General features: G+C 69.4%; 15 protein-coding genes and 1 pseudogene. 5 read left to right on the top strand and 11 right to left on the bottom strand.

All coding sequences use genetic code 11. The features are described 5' to 3' along the window. Nucleotides 1-106 precede the first annotated feature (106 nt). From ACIREE_RS25910 to ACIREE_RS25920, 3 genes and pseudogenes are all read right to left on the bottom strand, one after another. Nucleotides 107-637: a hypothetical protein gene (locus ACIREE_RS25910; RefSeq protein ID WP_404156660.1), complete on the bottom strand. Its 531-nt coding sequence runs from the start codon at nt 635-637 to the stop codon at nt 107-109. 160 nt (nt 638-797) lie between these two features. Further along, a pseudogene (locus ACIREE_RS25915) lies at nt 798-1,445 on the bottom strand (sigma-70 family RNA polymerase sigma factor); the annotation flags it as partial. 197 nt (nt 1,446-1,642) lie between these two features. Then, nucleotides 1,643-2,389 carry an SDR family oxidoreductase gene (locus ACIREE_RS25920; RefSeq protein WP_404156662.1) on the bottom strand — a complete coding sequence of 249 codons (747 nt, stop codon included), beginning with the start codon at nt 2,387-2,389 and terminating at the stop codon, nt 1,643-1,645. Between the two features lie 229 nt (nt 2,390-2,618). Between ACIREE_RS25920 and ACIREE_RS25925 the strand changes: the two genes are divergently transcribed. After that, nucleotides 2,619-3,068 carry a cupin domain-containing protein gene (locus tag ACIREE_RS25925; protein WP_404156665.1) on the top strand — a complete coding sequence of 150 codons (450 nt, stop codon included), beginning with the start codon at nt 2,619-2,621 and terminating at the stop codon, nt 3,066-3,068. 75 nt (nt 3,069-3,143) lie between these two features. On the opposite strand, the gene ACIREE_RS25930 is transcribed toward ACIREE_RS25925, so the two are convergent. The 3 genes from ACIREE_RS25930 to ACIREE_RS25940 form a co-directional block, all read right to left on the bottom strand. Further along, complete coding sequence (locus ACIREE_RS25930; RefSeq protein WP_404156668.1) at nt 3,144-3,584, bottom strand: ATP-binding protein; 441 nt, start codon at nt 3,582-3,584, stop codon at nt 3,144-3,146. After that, entirely contained in the window at nt 3,581-4,453 is an 873-nt protein-coding gene (locus tag ACIREE_RS25935; protein ID WP_404156669.1) for an MEDS domain-containing protein, read from the bottom strand. Before ACIREE_RS25935 ends, ACIREE_RS25930 begins: the two co-directional genes overlap by 4 nt. Before the next feature lie 210 nt (nt 4,454-4,663). Further along, nucleotides 4,664-5,455, bottom strand: a complete 792-nt coding sequence (locus ACIREE_RS25940; protein ID WP_404156672.1) for a TSUP family transporter — start codon at nt 5,453-5,455, stop codon at nt 4,664-4,666. A 114-nt stretch (nt 5,456-5,569) separates the two neighbouring features. Between ACIREE_RS25940 and ACIREE_RS25945 the strand changes: the two genes are divergently transcribed. Continuing rightward, the gene (locus ACIREE_RS25945; RefSeq protein ID WP_404156675.1) at nt 5,570-6,325 is read left to right on the top strand and encodes an AraC family transcriptional regulator; all 756 of its coding nucleotides are present in this window, start codon (nt 5,570-5,572) and stop codon (nt 6,323-6,325) included. Nucleotides 6,326-6,392: 67 nt separating this feature from the next. Here ACIREE_RS25945 and ACIREE_RS25950 read toward each other — a convergent pair whose 3' ends face one another. Together ACIREE_RS25950 and ACIREE_RS25955 are read right to left on the bottom strand one after the other, a co-directional pair. Beyond that, nucleotides 6,393-7,394, bottom strand: a complete 1,002-nt coding sequence (locus tag ACIREE_RS25950; RefSeq protein WP_404156678.1) for a hypothetical protein — start codon at nt 7,392-7,394, stop codon at nt 6,393-6,395. Nucleotides 7,395-7,682: 288 nt separating this feature from the next. Then, a complete protein-coding gene (locus tag ACIREE_RS25955) occupies nt 7,683-8,804 on the bottom strand; it encodes an FAD-dependent oxidoreductase (RefSeq protein ID WP_404156680.1) in 1,122 nt (373 codons plus the stop codon). A 118-nt stretch (nt 8,805-8,922) separates the two neighbouring features. Between ACIREE_RS25955 and ACIREE_RS25960 the strand changes: the two genes are divergently transcribed. Beyond that, nucleotides 8,923-9,513 (top strand): TetR/AcrR family transcriptional regulator, encoded by a 591-nt coding sequence (locus ACIREE_RS25960; RefSeq protein ID WP_404156683.1) that lies wholly within the window; start codon nt 8,923-8,925, stop codon nt 9,511-9,513. A 21-nt stretch (nt 9,514-9,534) separates the two neighbouring features. Here the strand turns inward: ACIREE_RS25960 and ACIREE_RS25965 are convergent, their stop codons facing one another. The 3 genes from ACIREE_RS25965 to ACIREE_RS25975 all read right to left on the bottom strand — a co-directional run bounded on the left by ACIREE_RS25965 (nt 9,535) and on the right by ACIREE_RS25975 (nt 13,295). After that, the gene (locus ACIREE_RS25965; protein WP_404156686.1) at nt 9,535-10,620 is read right to left on the bottom strand and encodes a YdcF family protein; all 1,086 of its coding nucleotides are present in this window, start codon (nt 10,618-10,620) and stop codon (nt 9,535-9,537) included. A gap of 223 nt (nt 10,621-10,843) precedes the next feature. Further along, complete coding sequence (locus ACIREE_RS25970) at nt 10,844-12,289, bottom strand: purine-cytosine permease family protein (RefSeq protein WP_404156689.1); 1,446 nt, start codon at nt 12,287-12,289, stop codon at nt 10,844-10,846. A 49-nt stretch (nt 12,290-12,338) separates the two neighbouring features. Then, nucleotides 12,339-13,295: a flavin reductase gene (locus ACIREE_RS25975; RefSeq protein WP_404156692.1), complete on the bottom strand. Its 957-nt coding sequence runs from the start codon at nt 13,293-13,295 to the stop codon at nt 12,339-12,341. A gap of 182 nt (nt 13,296-13,477) precedes the next feature. On the opposite strand from ACIREE_RS25975, the gene ACIREE_RS25980 reads away from it, so the two are divergent. Then, nucleotides 13,478-14,098 (top strand): amino acid synthesis family protein, encoded by a 621-nt coding sequence (locus ACIREE_RS25980; protein WP_404156695.1) that lies wholly within the window; start codon nt 13,478-13,480, stop codon nt 14,096-14,098. Then, on the top strand, nt 14,095-14,646 hold the full coding sequence (locus tag ACIREE_RS25985; RefSeq protein WP_404156698.1) for an amino acid synthesis family protein: 552 nt from the start codon (nt 14,095-14,097) through the stop codon (nt 14,644-14,646). Before ACIREE_RS25980 ends, ACIREE_RS25985 begins: the two co-directional genes overlap by 4 nt. The last annotated feature ends 6 nt before the right edge of the window (nt 14,647-14,652 follow it).

Genomic DNA, 14,652 nt, shown 5'->3' on the forward strand with positions numbered 1-14,652 from the left:
GTGGCACACAAAAACAACGTGTCAGTAAAACGGAGTGCACGGTGCGATTCAGAAGGGGCGATTTGCGCCGCGGGCCGCGGGGGATCGCGCAGTAAGGCCGAAAAGGTTATGCGGCGCGGTACAGGCCGCGTCCCGCACGGCGGATCCGGGATGTGCCGACCAAGCGGTCAAGGGTGCTGCGGACGGCGTTGATGCTGCCGCTGTCCGTGTCGCGGCCGAGAGCCGCCGCGACAGTACGTGCGCGTACGTCGACGTCGCCGGCCTCGGCGAAGTAGTCCAGGATCTGTTCGGTGAGCTTGCCGTACTTCGTCTGTGTGTCGGCCTCGTCGAGAGATTCCGCTGGTGCGGGGGCCTGGGGCGCGGTCGTCGGCTCCACCACGGGCGCCTCCGGAGGAAGTTCCTCGCGCGGCGCGGCGCTGACCACGGGCGGGGGCGCGGTGCTGACGGTGGAGGGTGCGATGGACGGCAGCAGGGCCTGGAAAGCACCGAGAGCCCGCTGGACGGAGCGGAGATGGGCGACGACAGCGGCCAGTTCCCGCTCCAGAGCCTGCTTCTGCACCTCCAGACGGGCCAGGTCCTCTTGCAGGCTTTCGGCGGTGACCTCGATGTCGTGTGCCGCGTGAGACACGGAGACCATGTGTTCCTCTCGTCCTCAACCCGTGGATCGTGTGCGCGCCCGGCCTCGCTCGCCTCGAATTCCGCCAGGCGCCACCAGAATTACCACCTTCCCTCATACGTAGGGAACACTTTCCCGTTCGACGTTGCATGATTGCCGGACCTTGTGAGTGCCTATGCGCGAGGGCATTACCGTCGGACCGGTTGACGGCATCCAAGGTGAGCAGTGCTTCCAACGAGGCGGTGTTTCCTTGCCGTGCGGCCGCTACGAACGCTTCGAGCAGGCGCCGGTGTTCCGCCACGTCGACGCTCTCGCGCCGCCCGGCAGCGAGGTGCTTGCGGGCCCGGCTCACTATCTTCCGGACGTTGACGACCGACAGGCGGAGCAACTCCGCGATCTCGGCGTAGGCGTAGTCGAAAGCCTCCCGCAGGACATATGCGGCCCGCTCCGTGGGCGTCAGTTTCTCCAGGACGAGAAGAAGCGCCAGCTCCAGGGCTTCGGCCCGCTGGACGCCCACCTCCGGATCGCCGCTCGTGTCGGCCGGTTCGGGCAGCCATGAGCCGGTGCAGGTCTCACACCGCACCCGGGCGGAGCGGGCCACGTTGATCGCCAGCCGGGTGGTGGCGCTCGAGAGGAAGGCCACGGGGTTGACCACGACCGTCCGATCGGTCTTCTGCCAGCGCAACCACGCCTCCTGCACCACATCCTCCGCCTCGACCGCGCTTCCCAGTACGCGATAGGCGATACCGAAGAGTCGCGGCCGGAGCGCCACGAACACGGCGACGGCCTCGTCCAGGGCACCTTCTGCGGGGGGCGTCTCAGGATGCATGATCCTTCTGTCTCCGTTCCTCCGAGTTCCCCTACGGTGCGTTGTCGGGGGGGTGTCAGTGTGTCGGAGTTCGGAATGCCGGGGGTAGCAGATGAGACAGTGTCATCTCGCTCCCAACATTGCTCCCAACATTGGCTCCCAACGTCTCTGGAGACAGGAGAGTGGGGTGACCCTGGCGGCAGCGGTCACCCCGGGGCTCACGCCTGTTGGGCGAGCCAGTCGCTGAAACGCGTCTCGGTGATGTGCGCGTCGGGACCGGGCAGGAGCGTGGTCTCCTGCAACTCGGTCCCGAAGTACGTGGCGTGCGGGTCGGCCACCACGGTGCGCGCGTCCTTCTTCGCGGCGAGGTCGTCGCGGATCAGCTCGTCCAGCCGGAAGGTGTCGGGACCGGCAACCTCGACCACACCCCTGACGGGGGCGCCGACTGCGGTGCGGCCCACGACGGCGGCCACGTCGTCGGAGTGGATGGGCCGGATCTTGACGGGGGCCAGACGCACGGTGTCGCCGTCGGTGGCCTCGGCGGCGATGCCCTTCATGAACTCGAAGAACTGCGTGGCATGGACGATGGAGAACGGCATGCCGGAGGCCTTGATCAGCTCCTCCTGCGCCTGCTTGGCACGGAAGTATCCGCTTGCCTGCAGGCGCTCGGTACCGACCACCGACAGGGCGACGTGGTGGGTCGCACCGGCGTCGGCCTCGGCCTTGAGGAGGTTGGCGGTCGAGGTGCGGAAGAACTCCATGACGGCATCGTCCGCGAACGAGGGGGAGTTGGATACGTCGACCACCACCTGTGCGTCCTTGAGCACCTCGGCAAGTCCCTCGCCGGTCAACGTGTTGACACCGGTGCTGGGCGCGGCAGGTACCGCTTGGTGACCGTGCCCGTCGAGCTTGGCGACCAGCTTCGAGCCGATGAGTCCGGTACCGCCGATGACTACGACCTTCATGATGCGAATCCTCTCGGGAGAATGTGGCTTCGGTGTCCTCGCGCCGCATCAGACAGAGACCGGATGCCCCCTGGGTCTGTGACGGCCGGACGAGCCGGGCCGTCAGAGGTGTCACAGATCCGCACCGTGTCCGGTCGATACCGGTGAAGGGTCACGGAACCGCGACCGGGCGCCCGGCGGACGGTGCGCCCCCGCCCGTGACACGGCGACGCACGGAAGGTGCTCAACAGTGTCGGACAACCACGCGGTGCACATGCACGGAGCCGGCGACGAGGCGGCTCCGGAAGGCTGGATGAAGGCGGCACAACTGCTTCAGGACGCCTCGCCGCTGACGATCCCCGCAGGCGCCTCGGCGATGACCATCCGGGTCGAGTGGGGGCCCGGAGACCCGGGAACACCACCGCACCGTCATTCGGGACCCGCCTTCGGATACGTCGTCGAGGGCGCGGTCCGCTTCGAGTTGGAGGGCGAACCCGAGCGCGTCGTGGAGGCCGGTGGCACGTTCTGGGAACCGGGCGGCGACGTGATCCACTACCAGGACGGGAACGCGCTGGGCAACGCGACGACCAGGTTCGTGGTGACCATGATGTGCGCGCCGGGAATGCCCATGCTGGAACTCGTCTCCAAGGAGGAGTTGGAAGAGCGCGCCCACCTGCGTGCCCCGCGGGTCACGAAGTGAGGCCATCAGCGCGCTGAGGGCACCTCCTGGCGTTGGCTGGGGGAGGGGCTCAAGGACAGGCTCCAAGGAGATGCGCTACTGCGGTGCGCCGCTCGACGCATGGGACAGCCGCATGACGAGGGCGACGATGGCGCCCTTCGTGTTCGAGGAGATGGTCAGCTGATCCGTGATGAGAGCGGCGATCCACAGTCCGCTTCCCCCGGAGCGATCGTCGATCCGGGGAGCCTGCGGAGGGATGACATCCGCGGTGAACCCCGGCCCGGAGTCGTGAATGTGGCATTCCAGATGGCCATTGGCGCGCTGCAGGGTCAACGTCCCGCCACCGCCGGCATATTCGATGGCATTGGTGGCCACGGCGTCGATGGCCACGATGAAGTCGCCGCGCCGTGGTTCGGACAGGCCCTCGCGGTCGGCGTACCGGTCGATGAGCATCCGTAGCCGGGGCAGGTCACCCTGCGTGAAGGGGCACTCCAGCACGGGGGTGGCGCTCTGGTCGCCGAGGTCGGGGGCTGTCATTTGCGGCTCACCTCGCTGATGAGGAGGTGGGGCAGGTGGCCGGGGTCCGTCCGGCGCATGATGCGGGCCACTGTCGGATGGCAGCGGACCTCGATCGATTGGTGCGCGCAGGACCCGACGAGGCGCAGCAGGTCCATGGTGCAGGCAGCGCTGAGGAAGCTGAGCCCCGACAGATCCACCGTCAGCCGCCCGGCGTTCGCGGTGCGCGCCAGTCCTTCGCGCAGAGCGGAGATGAACTGCTCCCGGGTGGCGATGTCCGCCTCGCCGGCCAGCCGCACGACGCCGTCCGTGTGCGCGGTGTGGAGGGCTCCGAGGTGGGGCAGCAGCCGGCACGGGTGGGCTTCGTGCATGGCTGTCAGGACCTCGGCGGTGAACCAGCGGCTGTCGTAGGAACAGACCTCGGTGTAGGGGCGGTCGGTGAACAGATGCTCCGCGTGGGACTCGCGGTACATCATCACCGCGACATCGGCGTCCAGGTCCCCCACCCAGTGCATGTCGATGTAGGTGCGCAGTCCCCGGTAGCCCTCCGCCAGCGCCTGCTCGGTCTCCTCCTCGATGCGCTGCCACTGCCGCTCGGGGGTGAACTTCCGGACGGGGTGAATGAGCGCGCGCATGCTGCTGACCACGAGCTGGCCCCGGTCGCGGGCGGTGCTCAGCAGCGGGCCGGGTGTATCCAGCCGGTCCCACACTTCGGCTTCGGCCACCTGCGGGGCGGCGAAGAGCATCACCTTCTCGCGCTTGGCAAGGCCTGCCCAGGTAAATGCGGCCATTACGTCACGACCCGCGTCGTCATCGCTGTAGCTGGCAATTGCATGATCGCCCGCCCGGAGCTGCTGTACCGGGATCGTGGCGACAGGCGCCGCGTCCATCACTCACCTCCAATCCAAGGCTCGAGAAGATTCCTGGTCCCAAGGTAGCGAGCCGCGTAGGTTTCGCCGGTGGCATGTTGGAAAACGGGGGGCGGGCTTCCGGATCGCCGCTGCCGGCGACGGAATGGGCGCGAATATGCCCGTTTCTGTCCTTCCTTGTTCTGTCCGGCCATGCCGCGATCAGCAGACCCGGGCGGGGGCGGAGACGCCCTACCCCGTCACAGCCACCGTCGCCCCCGCCGCCACCAGCAGGCCGACGTAGGTCCAGGCGTGCAGCGCGTCGGGGATCCGTGGCGGTCGGCGCCGCAACAGGACGACCACCGGAAGCGATCCCGCGAGCAGAGCGAGCGCGGACACGACGTCCACCGAGCCCACGAGCCCCGCGGCATCGGGTGCGTTTCCCTGCAGGACGAGCGAGACGAGCAGGGCGGGGGCGACGATCACCAGGGTGAGCGGATTCGCCAGTGCGGCCGCCACGGGCATCGACGCGCCCGCGCGGCGCATCAGCGGAACCGTCAGCACGCTGCCGCCCACACCGAGGAACGCGGCGATCCCCCCGATCGGCGCACCCAGCCAGGTAGGCACGGCGTGCGCGCGGGCGGCTCGGGACCCGGCGGATACCGGCCTGCGAAAGCCCGGGCGTACCAGCAGGTCGACGACGGTCGCCGCGACGTAGAGCACGAAACCCCAGCGGATGACGGCGCCCGGCGTGAATCGGGCGGCGGCCGCCCCGAGCGCGCCACCGGTCGCGAGCAGGACGAACAGCGCCTCACGTCCTCGTAGGCGTACGAGCACCTCCCGCCTGGTGGCGAGGGTGGCCACGACCGCGTTGACCAGCATCACCAGGGCGGATGTCGCGGCCGCGACGCGTACCGCGCCGGACCCGAGCGCGGCATCCGCCACCGTGATCACCGGGACGGTCACGAAACCGCCGCCGAAGCCGAAGAGGACGGTGGTGACACCGACGAGGACACCGATGAGGACGAGCACGAGTGCGGACACGCTCCGATCACACCGCGCCACCGCACTGACCAGCAATCGACATCGTGACCATTACTTTCGTGTGTCGGCCAACCCGGACTCGGACGTCGGCATCCAGGACCCTAGGCTGCACAGGTGCGCAACGCCTCGATCGACGACCACGACCATCTCCCGGTGGACGTGCTCCCCATCGGCTCCGACTACCCGCCGGACTTCCTGCTCGCCCGGCACACACACCGCCGGGCGCAGCTGCTCCACGGCACCGGCGGCGTGATGCAGGTGGAGACCGACGAGGGATCGTGGACCGTCCCCGCCGACCGGGCCGTGCTGATCCCCCCGCGAGTACCGCACAAGGTCCGCATGCTCGGCGTCTCCACCTGGAGCCTCTACGTCGAACCGGACGCCGCGCCCTGGTGGCCGACCTCGTGCACGGTCATCGACGTCGGCCCCCTGCTGCGCGAACTGCTCCGCGCCGCGAACGACCTCGACGCGGAGTACGACACGGCCGGCCGCGACGGCGCGCTCATGCGCCTCGCCCTGCACGAGCTGCGCCGGATGACGCCCGCGCCCTTCGCGATCTCCCTGCCGCGTGACGACCCGTTCCGTACGCTCTGCCGCGCTTATCTGGCCGCGCCCGACGTCACGCTGACGAACACGGACTGGGCTCGCTCGGCCGTGATGAGCACCCGCACCTTCGACCGTCGCTTCCGTGGGCTCACCGGAGTGAGCCCCGCGACTTGGCGCGCGCAAGCACGTCTGCTGGCGAGCCTTCCGCTGCTGACGACCGAGAGCGTGACCGCGGTCGCCTCCCGCCTCGGCTACGCCTCGCCCGCCGCGTTCACCGCCGCCTTCTCACGGGCGTTCGGCTCTCCTCCGTCACGATTCAGGTGAGTCGATCCGCCCGGAGTGGTGGATCGGGCGTCGGCCACGGCGAGTTCGCACGCGTCGGTACGGCGTGTCATTCGTACATGACGTAGGCCGGACGCGGGGTCAGGGCCAGCACCTCGGCGGGAGTCATCAGGCGGCTGCCGCCCTCGACGTCCTCCTCGAAGAACAACTTGAAGCCGGTGTGCAGTCGCGGCGGCATCTCGTCGACCAAGTGTGTCCAGGTCTCGCGCTTGAGCTGCGGAGTGCCGATCCCGTCGGCGCTCTTGATGACGGCGACGCCCTCGGGCACCTTCAGCCGGTGTTCGTCGCGGACGACCGACGAGGCGACCTGGTGGTAGACGAACACCTTCTCCGGAAGATCGTGTTCCTCGACGAGGGAGGCGAGATAGGCGGCGATCCGGGTGAGTTCGGCGCCGCTGGTGTGGCCGTAGGTGTTGCCCGGCACCTGACCCGAGCTCATCTCCCATTCCGGGTCGAGGGCGATGCCGACGTCCGGGTGCACGAGCCACTCCCGGAGGGCTTTCACCTCGTCGAGGGGTGCGGCCCGGCCCGGCTGGATGTTCAGCAGGAGCAGCGCCTTGTGGTCGCGGGCGGCCTCGTGGAACGTGCGGACCGTCTTGTCGGGGGTGCGGCTGCGGTAGGTGCCGTCGGGTCCGGGGCCCGCGTTGGCGACGACGGCGAGCAGTTCGAGGACCGGCAGCACGGTGCGGCCGTCCGCGTAGGCGCGGCCCCGCCGCTCGATCTCCGCTACGCGGTCGTCGAGGTTGCCGGTGCCGAGTCGGCCGAGGGCGGCGGCGCCGGGCAGTCCGCAGTAGCCGACGAGCCGGTGCTCGGGGAAGAGCCGGCGTCCGCCGCGCGGTAGTTCGGGGCGGCGGTGGGTGGGCTTCGGTGAGGCGGTACGCGAGGTACGTGCGGCGGAGGGGGACGGGCTGGGGGCGCTTTCCTCGGCGGAGGACGTGCTGCAGCCGGTGGCGAGCGCGGCCGCGCCCGCGGCTCCCGCGCTGAGCAGCGCGCGCCGCCGCACGCCGCCCGTGCCCGGACTCGTGCTGTCGGTGTGACCGTCTGTCCGCACCTCGTCTCCCGTCCGCCGCCGGGGCGCGTGCCGTGACGGCTTGTCGTGATCATCGTCGACAGTGCGCCTTGCCGCAGGGCAAGGGGGTAAAACGTGCGCGGACGGCGTCCGTTCGGGCGCATCCGGGGCGTGCGCGGGCCCTGCCCTCGGCCACGGCGCCTCCTGCGGTCGGTCCTGGCATTCCGACGACTCTAGGTATCAGGACGCGATGCCACAGGTGAAGCGGATAAATACGTCTTCATTCACTCATGCCCTGTAAACGCGGACTTCGGCCACGAACGGGGGTGTTCAGGCCGGACGGTCGTCGACGGCGAGCAGCTGTTCGGCGCCGCCTTCGAGGAGCCGGGCCGTCTCCGCGGACCGGGGGAGCATGGTCTTCTCGTAGCTGCGTATGGCGTTCTCGACGGTGGCGGCCTCGGAGAGAGCCGCGGCGAGGTCGGCGGCGTCGAGCATCGCGAGGTTGACGCCGACGCCGAGCGGGGGCATGAGATGGGCGGCGTCGCCGAGCAGTGTCACCGTCGGGTGGTGGTCCCAGGTGTGCGGGACGGGCAGGGCGAGGATCGGGCGATCGACGTAGGGGCCGTCGTTGTCGGTGATCATCCGGAGCAGACGGGGCGACCAGTCGGCGTAGCGGTCCAGGAGCAGTGCGCGGATTCCTTCGGTGTCCTGGGGCGTCAGGCCGCTCCCGCGGATCCAGTCGGCCGGGACGCGCTGGATGAGGTAGACGCGGATGTGATCGCCGCCGTTGCGCTGGGCGAACATGGCGCGCTCGCCGTCGGCGACGTGGGCGCCGCCTCTGCCGACCAGTTCCGCGATCTCGGCATGACGGTCGTCGACGTCGTCGAACCACGCTTCGAGGAAGCTCACGCCGCTGTACTCGGGGGCGGCGGGGGAGACGGCCGGGCGGACCCGGGAGTGGGCGCCGTCGGCGCCGATGACCAGATCGGTCTCGGCAGTGGTGCCGTCGGTGAAGTGCAGCCGCCGCGGTCCTTCGGCGGGCCCGCTGATGTGGTGCAGCGTGCGGCCCCAGTCCACGGTGCCGGGGGTGAGCGAGCCGAGCAGGAGGTCGCGCAGCAGTCCGCGGTCGATCTCCGGCTTGAACGTCTCGTCGTGCGCCGGGACTTGATGGAAAGTGATCGCTCCCGTCGGGTCCATCTGACGCATCTCCTGGCCCTCGGGGCGGGCCAGCTCGAAGAACTCGTCCAGGAGACCGGCCGCGCGCAGGGCGATCTGGCCGTTGTCGGCGTGCAGGTCCAGGGAGCCGCCCTGGTTGCGCGAGTCGGGCCCGGTGTCGCGGTCGTGGACGGTGACGGCGAGGCCGTGCCGCTGCAGGATGCGGGCACAGGTCAGCCCGCCGGGGCCGGCCCCGATGACGCTGATCCGGGCGCGGGAAGGGTGCGGTGACGTCATGGGTGGTCCTTTCGGAGTGGGTGGGGAGTAAAAGAAGAGTACGTAAAAAAGTGGTACGCGACAACTTAGCTACTCAGTCCACTTAGTTCTTGATACCGCTAGCGGGTATGATCGCCTCATGACCGAACTCCCGATCGGCCGCCGCGAACGCAAGAAGGCAGCCACCCGGCAGGCGATCGCCGACGCCGCTCTCCGTCTCTTCCTGGAGCGTGGGTACGACCACGTGAGCGTCCGGGACGTCGCCGACGCGGCCGACGTCTCGCCCACGACGGTGTTCAAGCACTTCACCGGCAAGGAAGCGCTCGTCTTCGACCAGGAAGAGAGCACGGACGCCCACCTGATCGCCGCCGTACGGCAGCGCGAGGCGGGCCAGAGCGTTCTTGAGGCCCTGCGTCAGCATGTGCTGGACACGTGGCTGCCGATCGCGGCGCACCCGCAGAGGGAGCAGTTCAACCGCCTGGTGGACTCCACGCCGGCGCTCCGTGCGTATGGCGAGCGCATGTGGATCCGGCACACCGACAACCTCAGCGCGGCGATCGCCGACGAGTTCGGCGTCGAGCACGACAGCCTCGCCTGTGCCACCCTGGCCCGGTTCGCTCTGGATGTTCCCGCGCTCGCGCAGGGGCAGAAGGACCGCCGGGCCGCGGTTGAGGAAGTCTTCGACATTCTGGCCAACGGGTGGCGGCCGCCCGGTGAGCCGACCGCCTGACGCGGACTTCGAGCCGAGAACTCACACGCCGTGGAACCCGGAGCCCTCGGAGCCCCCGGAGAACCCAGAGGCCCCGGAGAATTCTGTGTGACCTGTCGACGGCCACCCCAGCCACCAGATGAACAAGCCGCCCAGCAGGAGGAGAAGGAAGATCGCGGCATTGGTCCGGCGGTAGGTGAGCAGGATGGCGACGAACTCGCGCAGCATGGCGCTCGGCCAGAAGTACGAGGCTGTGGGGGCGCCCACCACGTGGCCCCGGACGCCTGTACGGCGGGCGGTCACCGCGGCGCGGAAGACGTGGTAGTTGTTCGTGACGATCACGCACCGGTAGTTCGGATGTGCCTTCTGCATCAGCTCCTTGCTGAACGTCAGGTTCTCCTCGGTGGTGGTCGAGCGGTCCTCGCGCTCGATGAGGTCGGCCGGGAAATCGCGTGCGACGAGGTAGTCGGCCATCGCGTGCGACTCCGGCAACTCCTCGTCCGGCCCCTGCCCTCCAGAGGTCAGGAGTACGGGCTGCTTTCCCCTGCGCGAGAGCTTGGCGTGCACCTTTCGCGCCGTGTCGAGACGGCTGGCCAGAAGAGGCGGCACGGTGGTGCCGCCGACCAGGCCCGAGCCGAGAACCACCACGTAGTCCGTTCTGCGCCGGATGTGCAGACGCTCGTAGAGCGTGCCGTAGAGGAGAAAGCAGACGAAGAGGAAGGCCACGTATCCGGCGAGGGCGACCGCGGTTCCTGCCGCCACCGCGAGGGTGCGCGTGTGCAGGACCAGCGCGGTGATCAGCAGGGCGAGCAGGGCGACCAGGGCGATGCCCGCTCCCAGTGACAGCAGGTTGCCCGGACTTCTGCCTTCCTTGCGCACCATGGTGATGCCGTTGGCGAGCAGGAACCATGCCAGTGTGATGACGCCCAGGGCCGCGGCGACCAGCAGGGCGACAGCTGCGTCCTTGCCCAACTGGGGCTTCTTGGATGCCAGTTGCAGAAAGAGCGCGGCCGCGGCGAAGACGAGGGCGAGCCCCAGAAAGACGGCATTGCTGACCCTGCGGCGGTCACGCAGCACTCCGAAGCAGAAGACGAGCAAGCACACGAGCGACGGGGCGTAGGCCAACATGCGCCCATGCTACTGAGGCGTGCGCGGCACCGGTCGCGAGCCCTGCCAGGCGATGCGACCGCCCGTTCGGGGCATCGGCCTGGCCTGGCGCCGCCGGAGCAAACGCTGATCGTGGCGCCGGACCGACCACGACGCGCAGGGCCTGATCCTCCTCGGCCGAGGCGGGCCAGGCCCTGGGGGCGCGGCGGGCGTGGGTGGCGGGCGCGGGTGTCAGGCGCGGATGTCAGGCGCGGGTGGCGAGGTCCGCTGAGCGTCCGGACCGCTCCGCACCGGTGTCCGTCGGGCCCTCTCCGGTGGTCGTCCGTCGCCAGAGCGGCTTCAGGCGGTACGTGAGCAGGTACAGGACGGCCGTCACTCCGGCCGCGACGAGCATGCTCAGGTCTCCCGCTCCGGGGTGGGCGGCGGCGAACGCACCCGTGTACAGGCTGGACTGCCAGAACGGAACGGACGCGACGACACCTCCCGCCCAGGCCGGCAGCCCCCAACCCAGCACCCGGGAACGGTCGTAGAGCTCGGCGATCCGGCGGGGGTCGCTGCGCCCGCCCAGGTAGAAGTCGAGTAGGAGTACTGCGGCGAAGGGGGCGATGAAGTAGGCGGTCAGGTTGAGGAAGACCTTGAACTTGTCCTCCGTGCCGGACGCGCCCCACAGGCTGATCACGTAGGCGAGCACACAGATCCCGACCACTGCCTGGGAGCGGGTCACCGGAACTTTCAGCGTCTGTACGGAGATCGCGCCGCCGTAGACGTTGAGGAAGTTCTGCGCCAGCGCGGACAGGCCCACGGCGATCAGGGCGGGGACGGCGAACGGTCCTGCCAGTTCGTGCAGGGCGGCGATGGTGTCCGTGCTGGAGGCGGAGCCGCCGACCACCACGCCGAGAACGCCGAGCCAGCAGATGGTGGCGAAGTTGCCCAGGCCCGTGTACCACGTGGTGCGCCGGACGACGCGCGGGGTGTCGGGCAGATAGCGCGAGTAGTCCGAGGCGAAGGGGGCCCAGGCCACCAGGAACGCCAGGAACCAGCCGCCCAGGGTGATGACGCCGCCGGTGCTGCCGACGTAGCCGGCCGCCTGCGGGTTGGCGGCGAAGAGGGTTCCGCCGCGCACCACCGCCACCACGGTGATCAGGAGGAACAGCGGGGTCAGGACGTAAGTGAGCATCCGCTGAAGGAAATTGATCATGTTGTAGCCGAAGACGGCCACGACCACTTCGATCGCGGTGAGCAGAGCGGCGCAGAGCCAGTACGGCAGATGGGACAGCTCCGCGAACGCCTTCCCGCCGAGGATGACGGTGACCGCGGCCCAGCCGACGCCGGAGAAGACGTTGATGTAGGCGACGGGCAGGAAGTTCCCGTAGAAGCCCAGCGGGCCTCTGGCCTGGATCTGCTGGGGCACGCCGAGGCGTACGCCCATGCGGGACATGACGGCCATGAGTACGGAGCCGATCCCGGCCCCCGCGACGATCGCGCAGACGGCGGCGGGAAAGCTCAGCCCGAACCAGGCGGCGCTGAATCCGAGCAGGATGACAGGGAAGTTGAGGCCTGCGGCGAACCAGACGAAGAACTGCGAGCTCGGTTTGCCGTGGCGCTCGCTGTCGGGGATGTGGTCGACACCGAAGGGCTCGACCTTGGTGACCGCGCTGCCGTAGACCGGTCCCTGCGCATCAGCTGTCATGGCGTGCTCCGGGGGAGGTGGGGGCGGAGGCGGGGCAGTACGGAGCGGGTCACCACGGGAGCGGCGCCGTCTGCGAGATGTCGAAGAAGCCGCCGCCGCTGTAGACCAGTGGCGCGCGGTCGTCGTCGTGGTGCGCGGACATCACGCGTCCGGTGAAGACGGTGTGGCTGCCGACCTCCAGTCGTTCGGCGATCTCCACCTCCAGCTGAGCGCTGGAGCCGTCGATGAGCGGCGCGCCGTGCTCACCGGGAGTCCACCGAAGCTCGGCGAACTTGTCGGGGCTCTTGCCGGCGAAGGTCTTGGCGACATCGAGCTGGTCGGCGGCGAGGATGCTGACGCCCAGGTGGGTCGCGCGGTGCAGTGCGGGGTGCGTGGACGAGCTGCGCTGGACACAGACCAGGACCATGGGCGGGTCGAGCGAGATGCTGGAGAACGCGTTGACCGCCAGGCCCTTGGGGGTGCCGGCGTCGTCCGTGGTCACCACGGTGACACCGGTGATGAACTTGCGGTGCACGCCCTTCACCAGGCCCGGGTCGACCGCGGCGGCGTGCCCGGTGGTGATGATGCCGAGGGCTTCCAGGAGCTGCCGGGAGTCGAAGGTGACCCACTCCTCGGCGATCGTGTCGCCGTCGAACCGGGCGAAGGTGGCCCCTGACACCTCGACCGTCCGCTCGGTGGGCGGCACGCCGAGGAAAGCGCCGGTGTGTCGCCCGGTGCTGCGCCAGCGGACGGCCAGCCGGTCGCCGTCCTCGACGAGATCCTCGATCTCGGTGCGCAGATCGGGGAACGCCTCGCGTACGGCGCTGATGGACGTCTTGAACTCGGCGCGGTCCTGCGCGGTGCCCGCCGGTCCTCGGCGGCGCACGTACGAGGGCCCCAGCAGGTCGTCCAGGGCGTGCACGTCGCCCAGGTTCCACGCCGCGTCCCAGGCGGCGGTGAGGCGGGCGGAACGATCTGTTCCGGCGGGGGCGGCGGTGCGGGCGGCATGGTCAAGAGTGCGGCTCATGACGATCCTCTCGATCGGACTCTTGTATGGCACAGGACCGTAGGAATGGAGTGCATGCACTGTCAATGCTTCGGCGGAATTTCCCTGTATGCGGGCGGAGATTCCGGAGAAGTGAATGGTCAGAGCCCATTTATCGCGGTCCCCCCTTGACGCTGTTCCGGACGGCTCTTAGCCTCACTGCCATGGCACAGCAGCAACGAACAGGCCAATCGGCCGATCTACGCAAGGTGGTCACGGTCACCGACGAGGTCCTCCTCGAGCTCGGGCGGCCGGTCGCCACCGTGGTGCGCCGCGTCGCCGTGGCAGCGGTGATCCGCAACCCCTGGGCCGGCCGGAGCTTCGTCGCCGACCTTCAGCCCGAGGTGGAGGCCGTCGCACCCGGCCTCGGCCGGCTGCTCGCCGGCCGCCTGATCGAGGAACTGGGCGGCGTGGACCGCATCGAGGCCTTCGGCAAAGCGGCCGTCGTGGGCCTCGACGGGGAGATCGAGCACGGCAGCGCCCTGATCCACACCCCGTACTTCGGCAACGTGCTGAGGGAACTGGCCGAAGGCACCTCGATCATCGTCTTCAGCGACGACCGGCTGGCGGCGGGCGAACCGCTGACCATTCCCGTGTGGCACAAGACGGCCGCCGCCACCCGCACGCATTACCAGACGGTCCAGATCAGGGTGGCGGACGCACCGCGCCCCGACGAGATCGTCGTGGTCGCCGCCGCCGCGTCCGGGCCCCGGCCCAACGCCCGTATCGGAGACCGCCGTTCCGACCCCGTAGTCCGCCTCGCCGACCTGGAGAACGCCCGATGAAGCTCCGCAAGATCGTCACCCTTGTCGAAGACATCCACACCGAGGGCGGCCGCCCCGTCGACCCGATCGCCCGTACGGCCGTAGTGCTCGCGGTGATCGAGAACCCCTGGGCCGGTCAGGGTTTCGTCACCGAACTGCTGCCCGGCATCGACGAAGTCGCCCCCCAGCTGGGCGAGTTGCTCGCCCCGCGCGTCGTGGAGGCGCTCGGTGCGCCCGTCGAGGCGTACGGCAAGGCCGCGATCGTGGGCCTCGACGGCGAGATCGAGCACGGCAGCGCCCTGATCCACACGCTGAAGTTCGGCGACCACTTCCGCAAGGCCGCGAACGCCACCACCCTGCTTCCCGCGGTGGAGAAGCGCGCCGTCGCCGGTGCGGTCTTCGACATTCCGCTCAAGCACATCACCGACGCCACGGTCCGCTCGCATCACCAGAGCATCGAGGTGCGTGTGCCGGACGGCCCGCGCGCCGACGAGATCGTCATCGGTCTGGCCGCGGCGTCACAGGGCCGCCCGCAGGCGCGCCTCGCCCCGCTGGCGAGCGAGCAGTAGGCCGCC

Origin of the sequence: Streptomyces sp. NPDC102467 (assembly GCF_044765445.1) — a bacterium.
Lineage (GTDB): Bacteria > Actinomycetota > Actinomycetes > Streptomycetales > Streptomycetaceae > Streptomyces.

Excerpts from the sequence above, each read along its gene's own strand:
- ACIREE_RS25910 (WP_404156660.1), bottom strand. The coding sequence starts at position 637 with ATGGTCTCCGTGTCTCACGCGGCACACGACATCGAGGTCACCGCCGAA.
- ACIREE_RS25920 (WP_404156662.1), bottom strand. The coding sequence starts at position 2,389 with ATGAAGGTCGTAGTCATCGGCGGTACCGGACTCATCGGCTCGAAGCTG.
- ACIREE_RS25930 (WP_404156668.1), bottom strand. The coding sequence starts at position 3,584 with ATGACAGCCCCCGACCTCGGCGACCAGAGCGCCACCCCCGTGCTGGAG.
- ACIREE_RS25935 (WP_404156669.1), bottom strand. The coding sequence starts at position 4,453 with ATGGACGCGGCGCCTGTCGCCACGATCCCGGTACAGCAGCTCCGGGCG.
- ACIREE_RS25955 (WP_404156680.1), bottom strand. The coding sequence starts at position 8,804 with ATGACGTCACCGCACCCTTCCCGCGCCCGGATCAGCGTCATCGGGGCC.
- ACIREE_RS25960 (WP_404156683.1), top strand. The coding sequence starts at position 8,923 with ATGACCGAACTCCCGATCGGCCGCCGCGAACGCAAGAAGGCAGCCACC.
- ACIREE_RS25965 (WP_404156686.1), bottom strand. The coding sequence starts at position 10,620 with ATGTTGGCCTACGCCCCGTCGCTCGTGTGCTTGCTCGTCTTCTGCTTC.
- ACIREE_RS25970 (WP_404156689.1), bottom strand. The coding sequence starts at position 12,289 with ATGACAGCTGATGCGCAGGGACCGGTCTACGGCAGCGCGGTCACCAAG.
- ACIREE_RS25975 (WP_404156692.1), bottom strand. The coding sequence starts at position 13,295 with ATGAGCCGCACTCTTGACCATGCCGCCCGCACCGCCGCCCCCGCCGGA.
- ACIREE_RS25980 (WP_404156695.1), top strand. The coding sequence starts at position 13,478 with ATGGCACAGCAGCAACGAACAGGCCAATCGGCCGATCTACGCAAGGTG.
- ACIREE_RS25985 (WP_404156698.1), top strand. The coding sequence starts at position 14,095 with ATGAAGCTCCGCAAGATCGTCACCCTTGTCGAAGACATCCACACCGAG.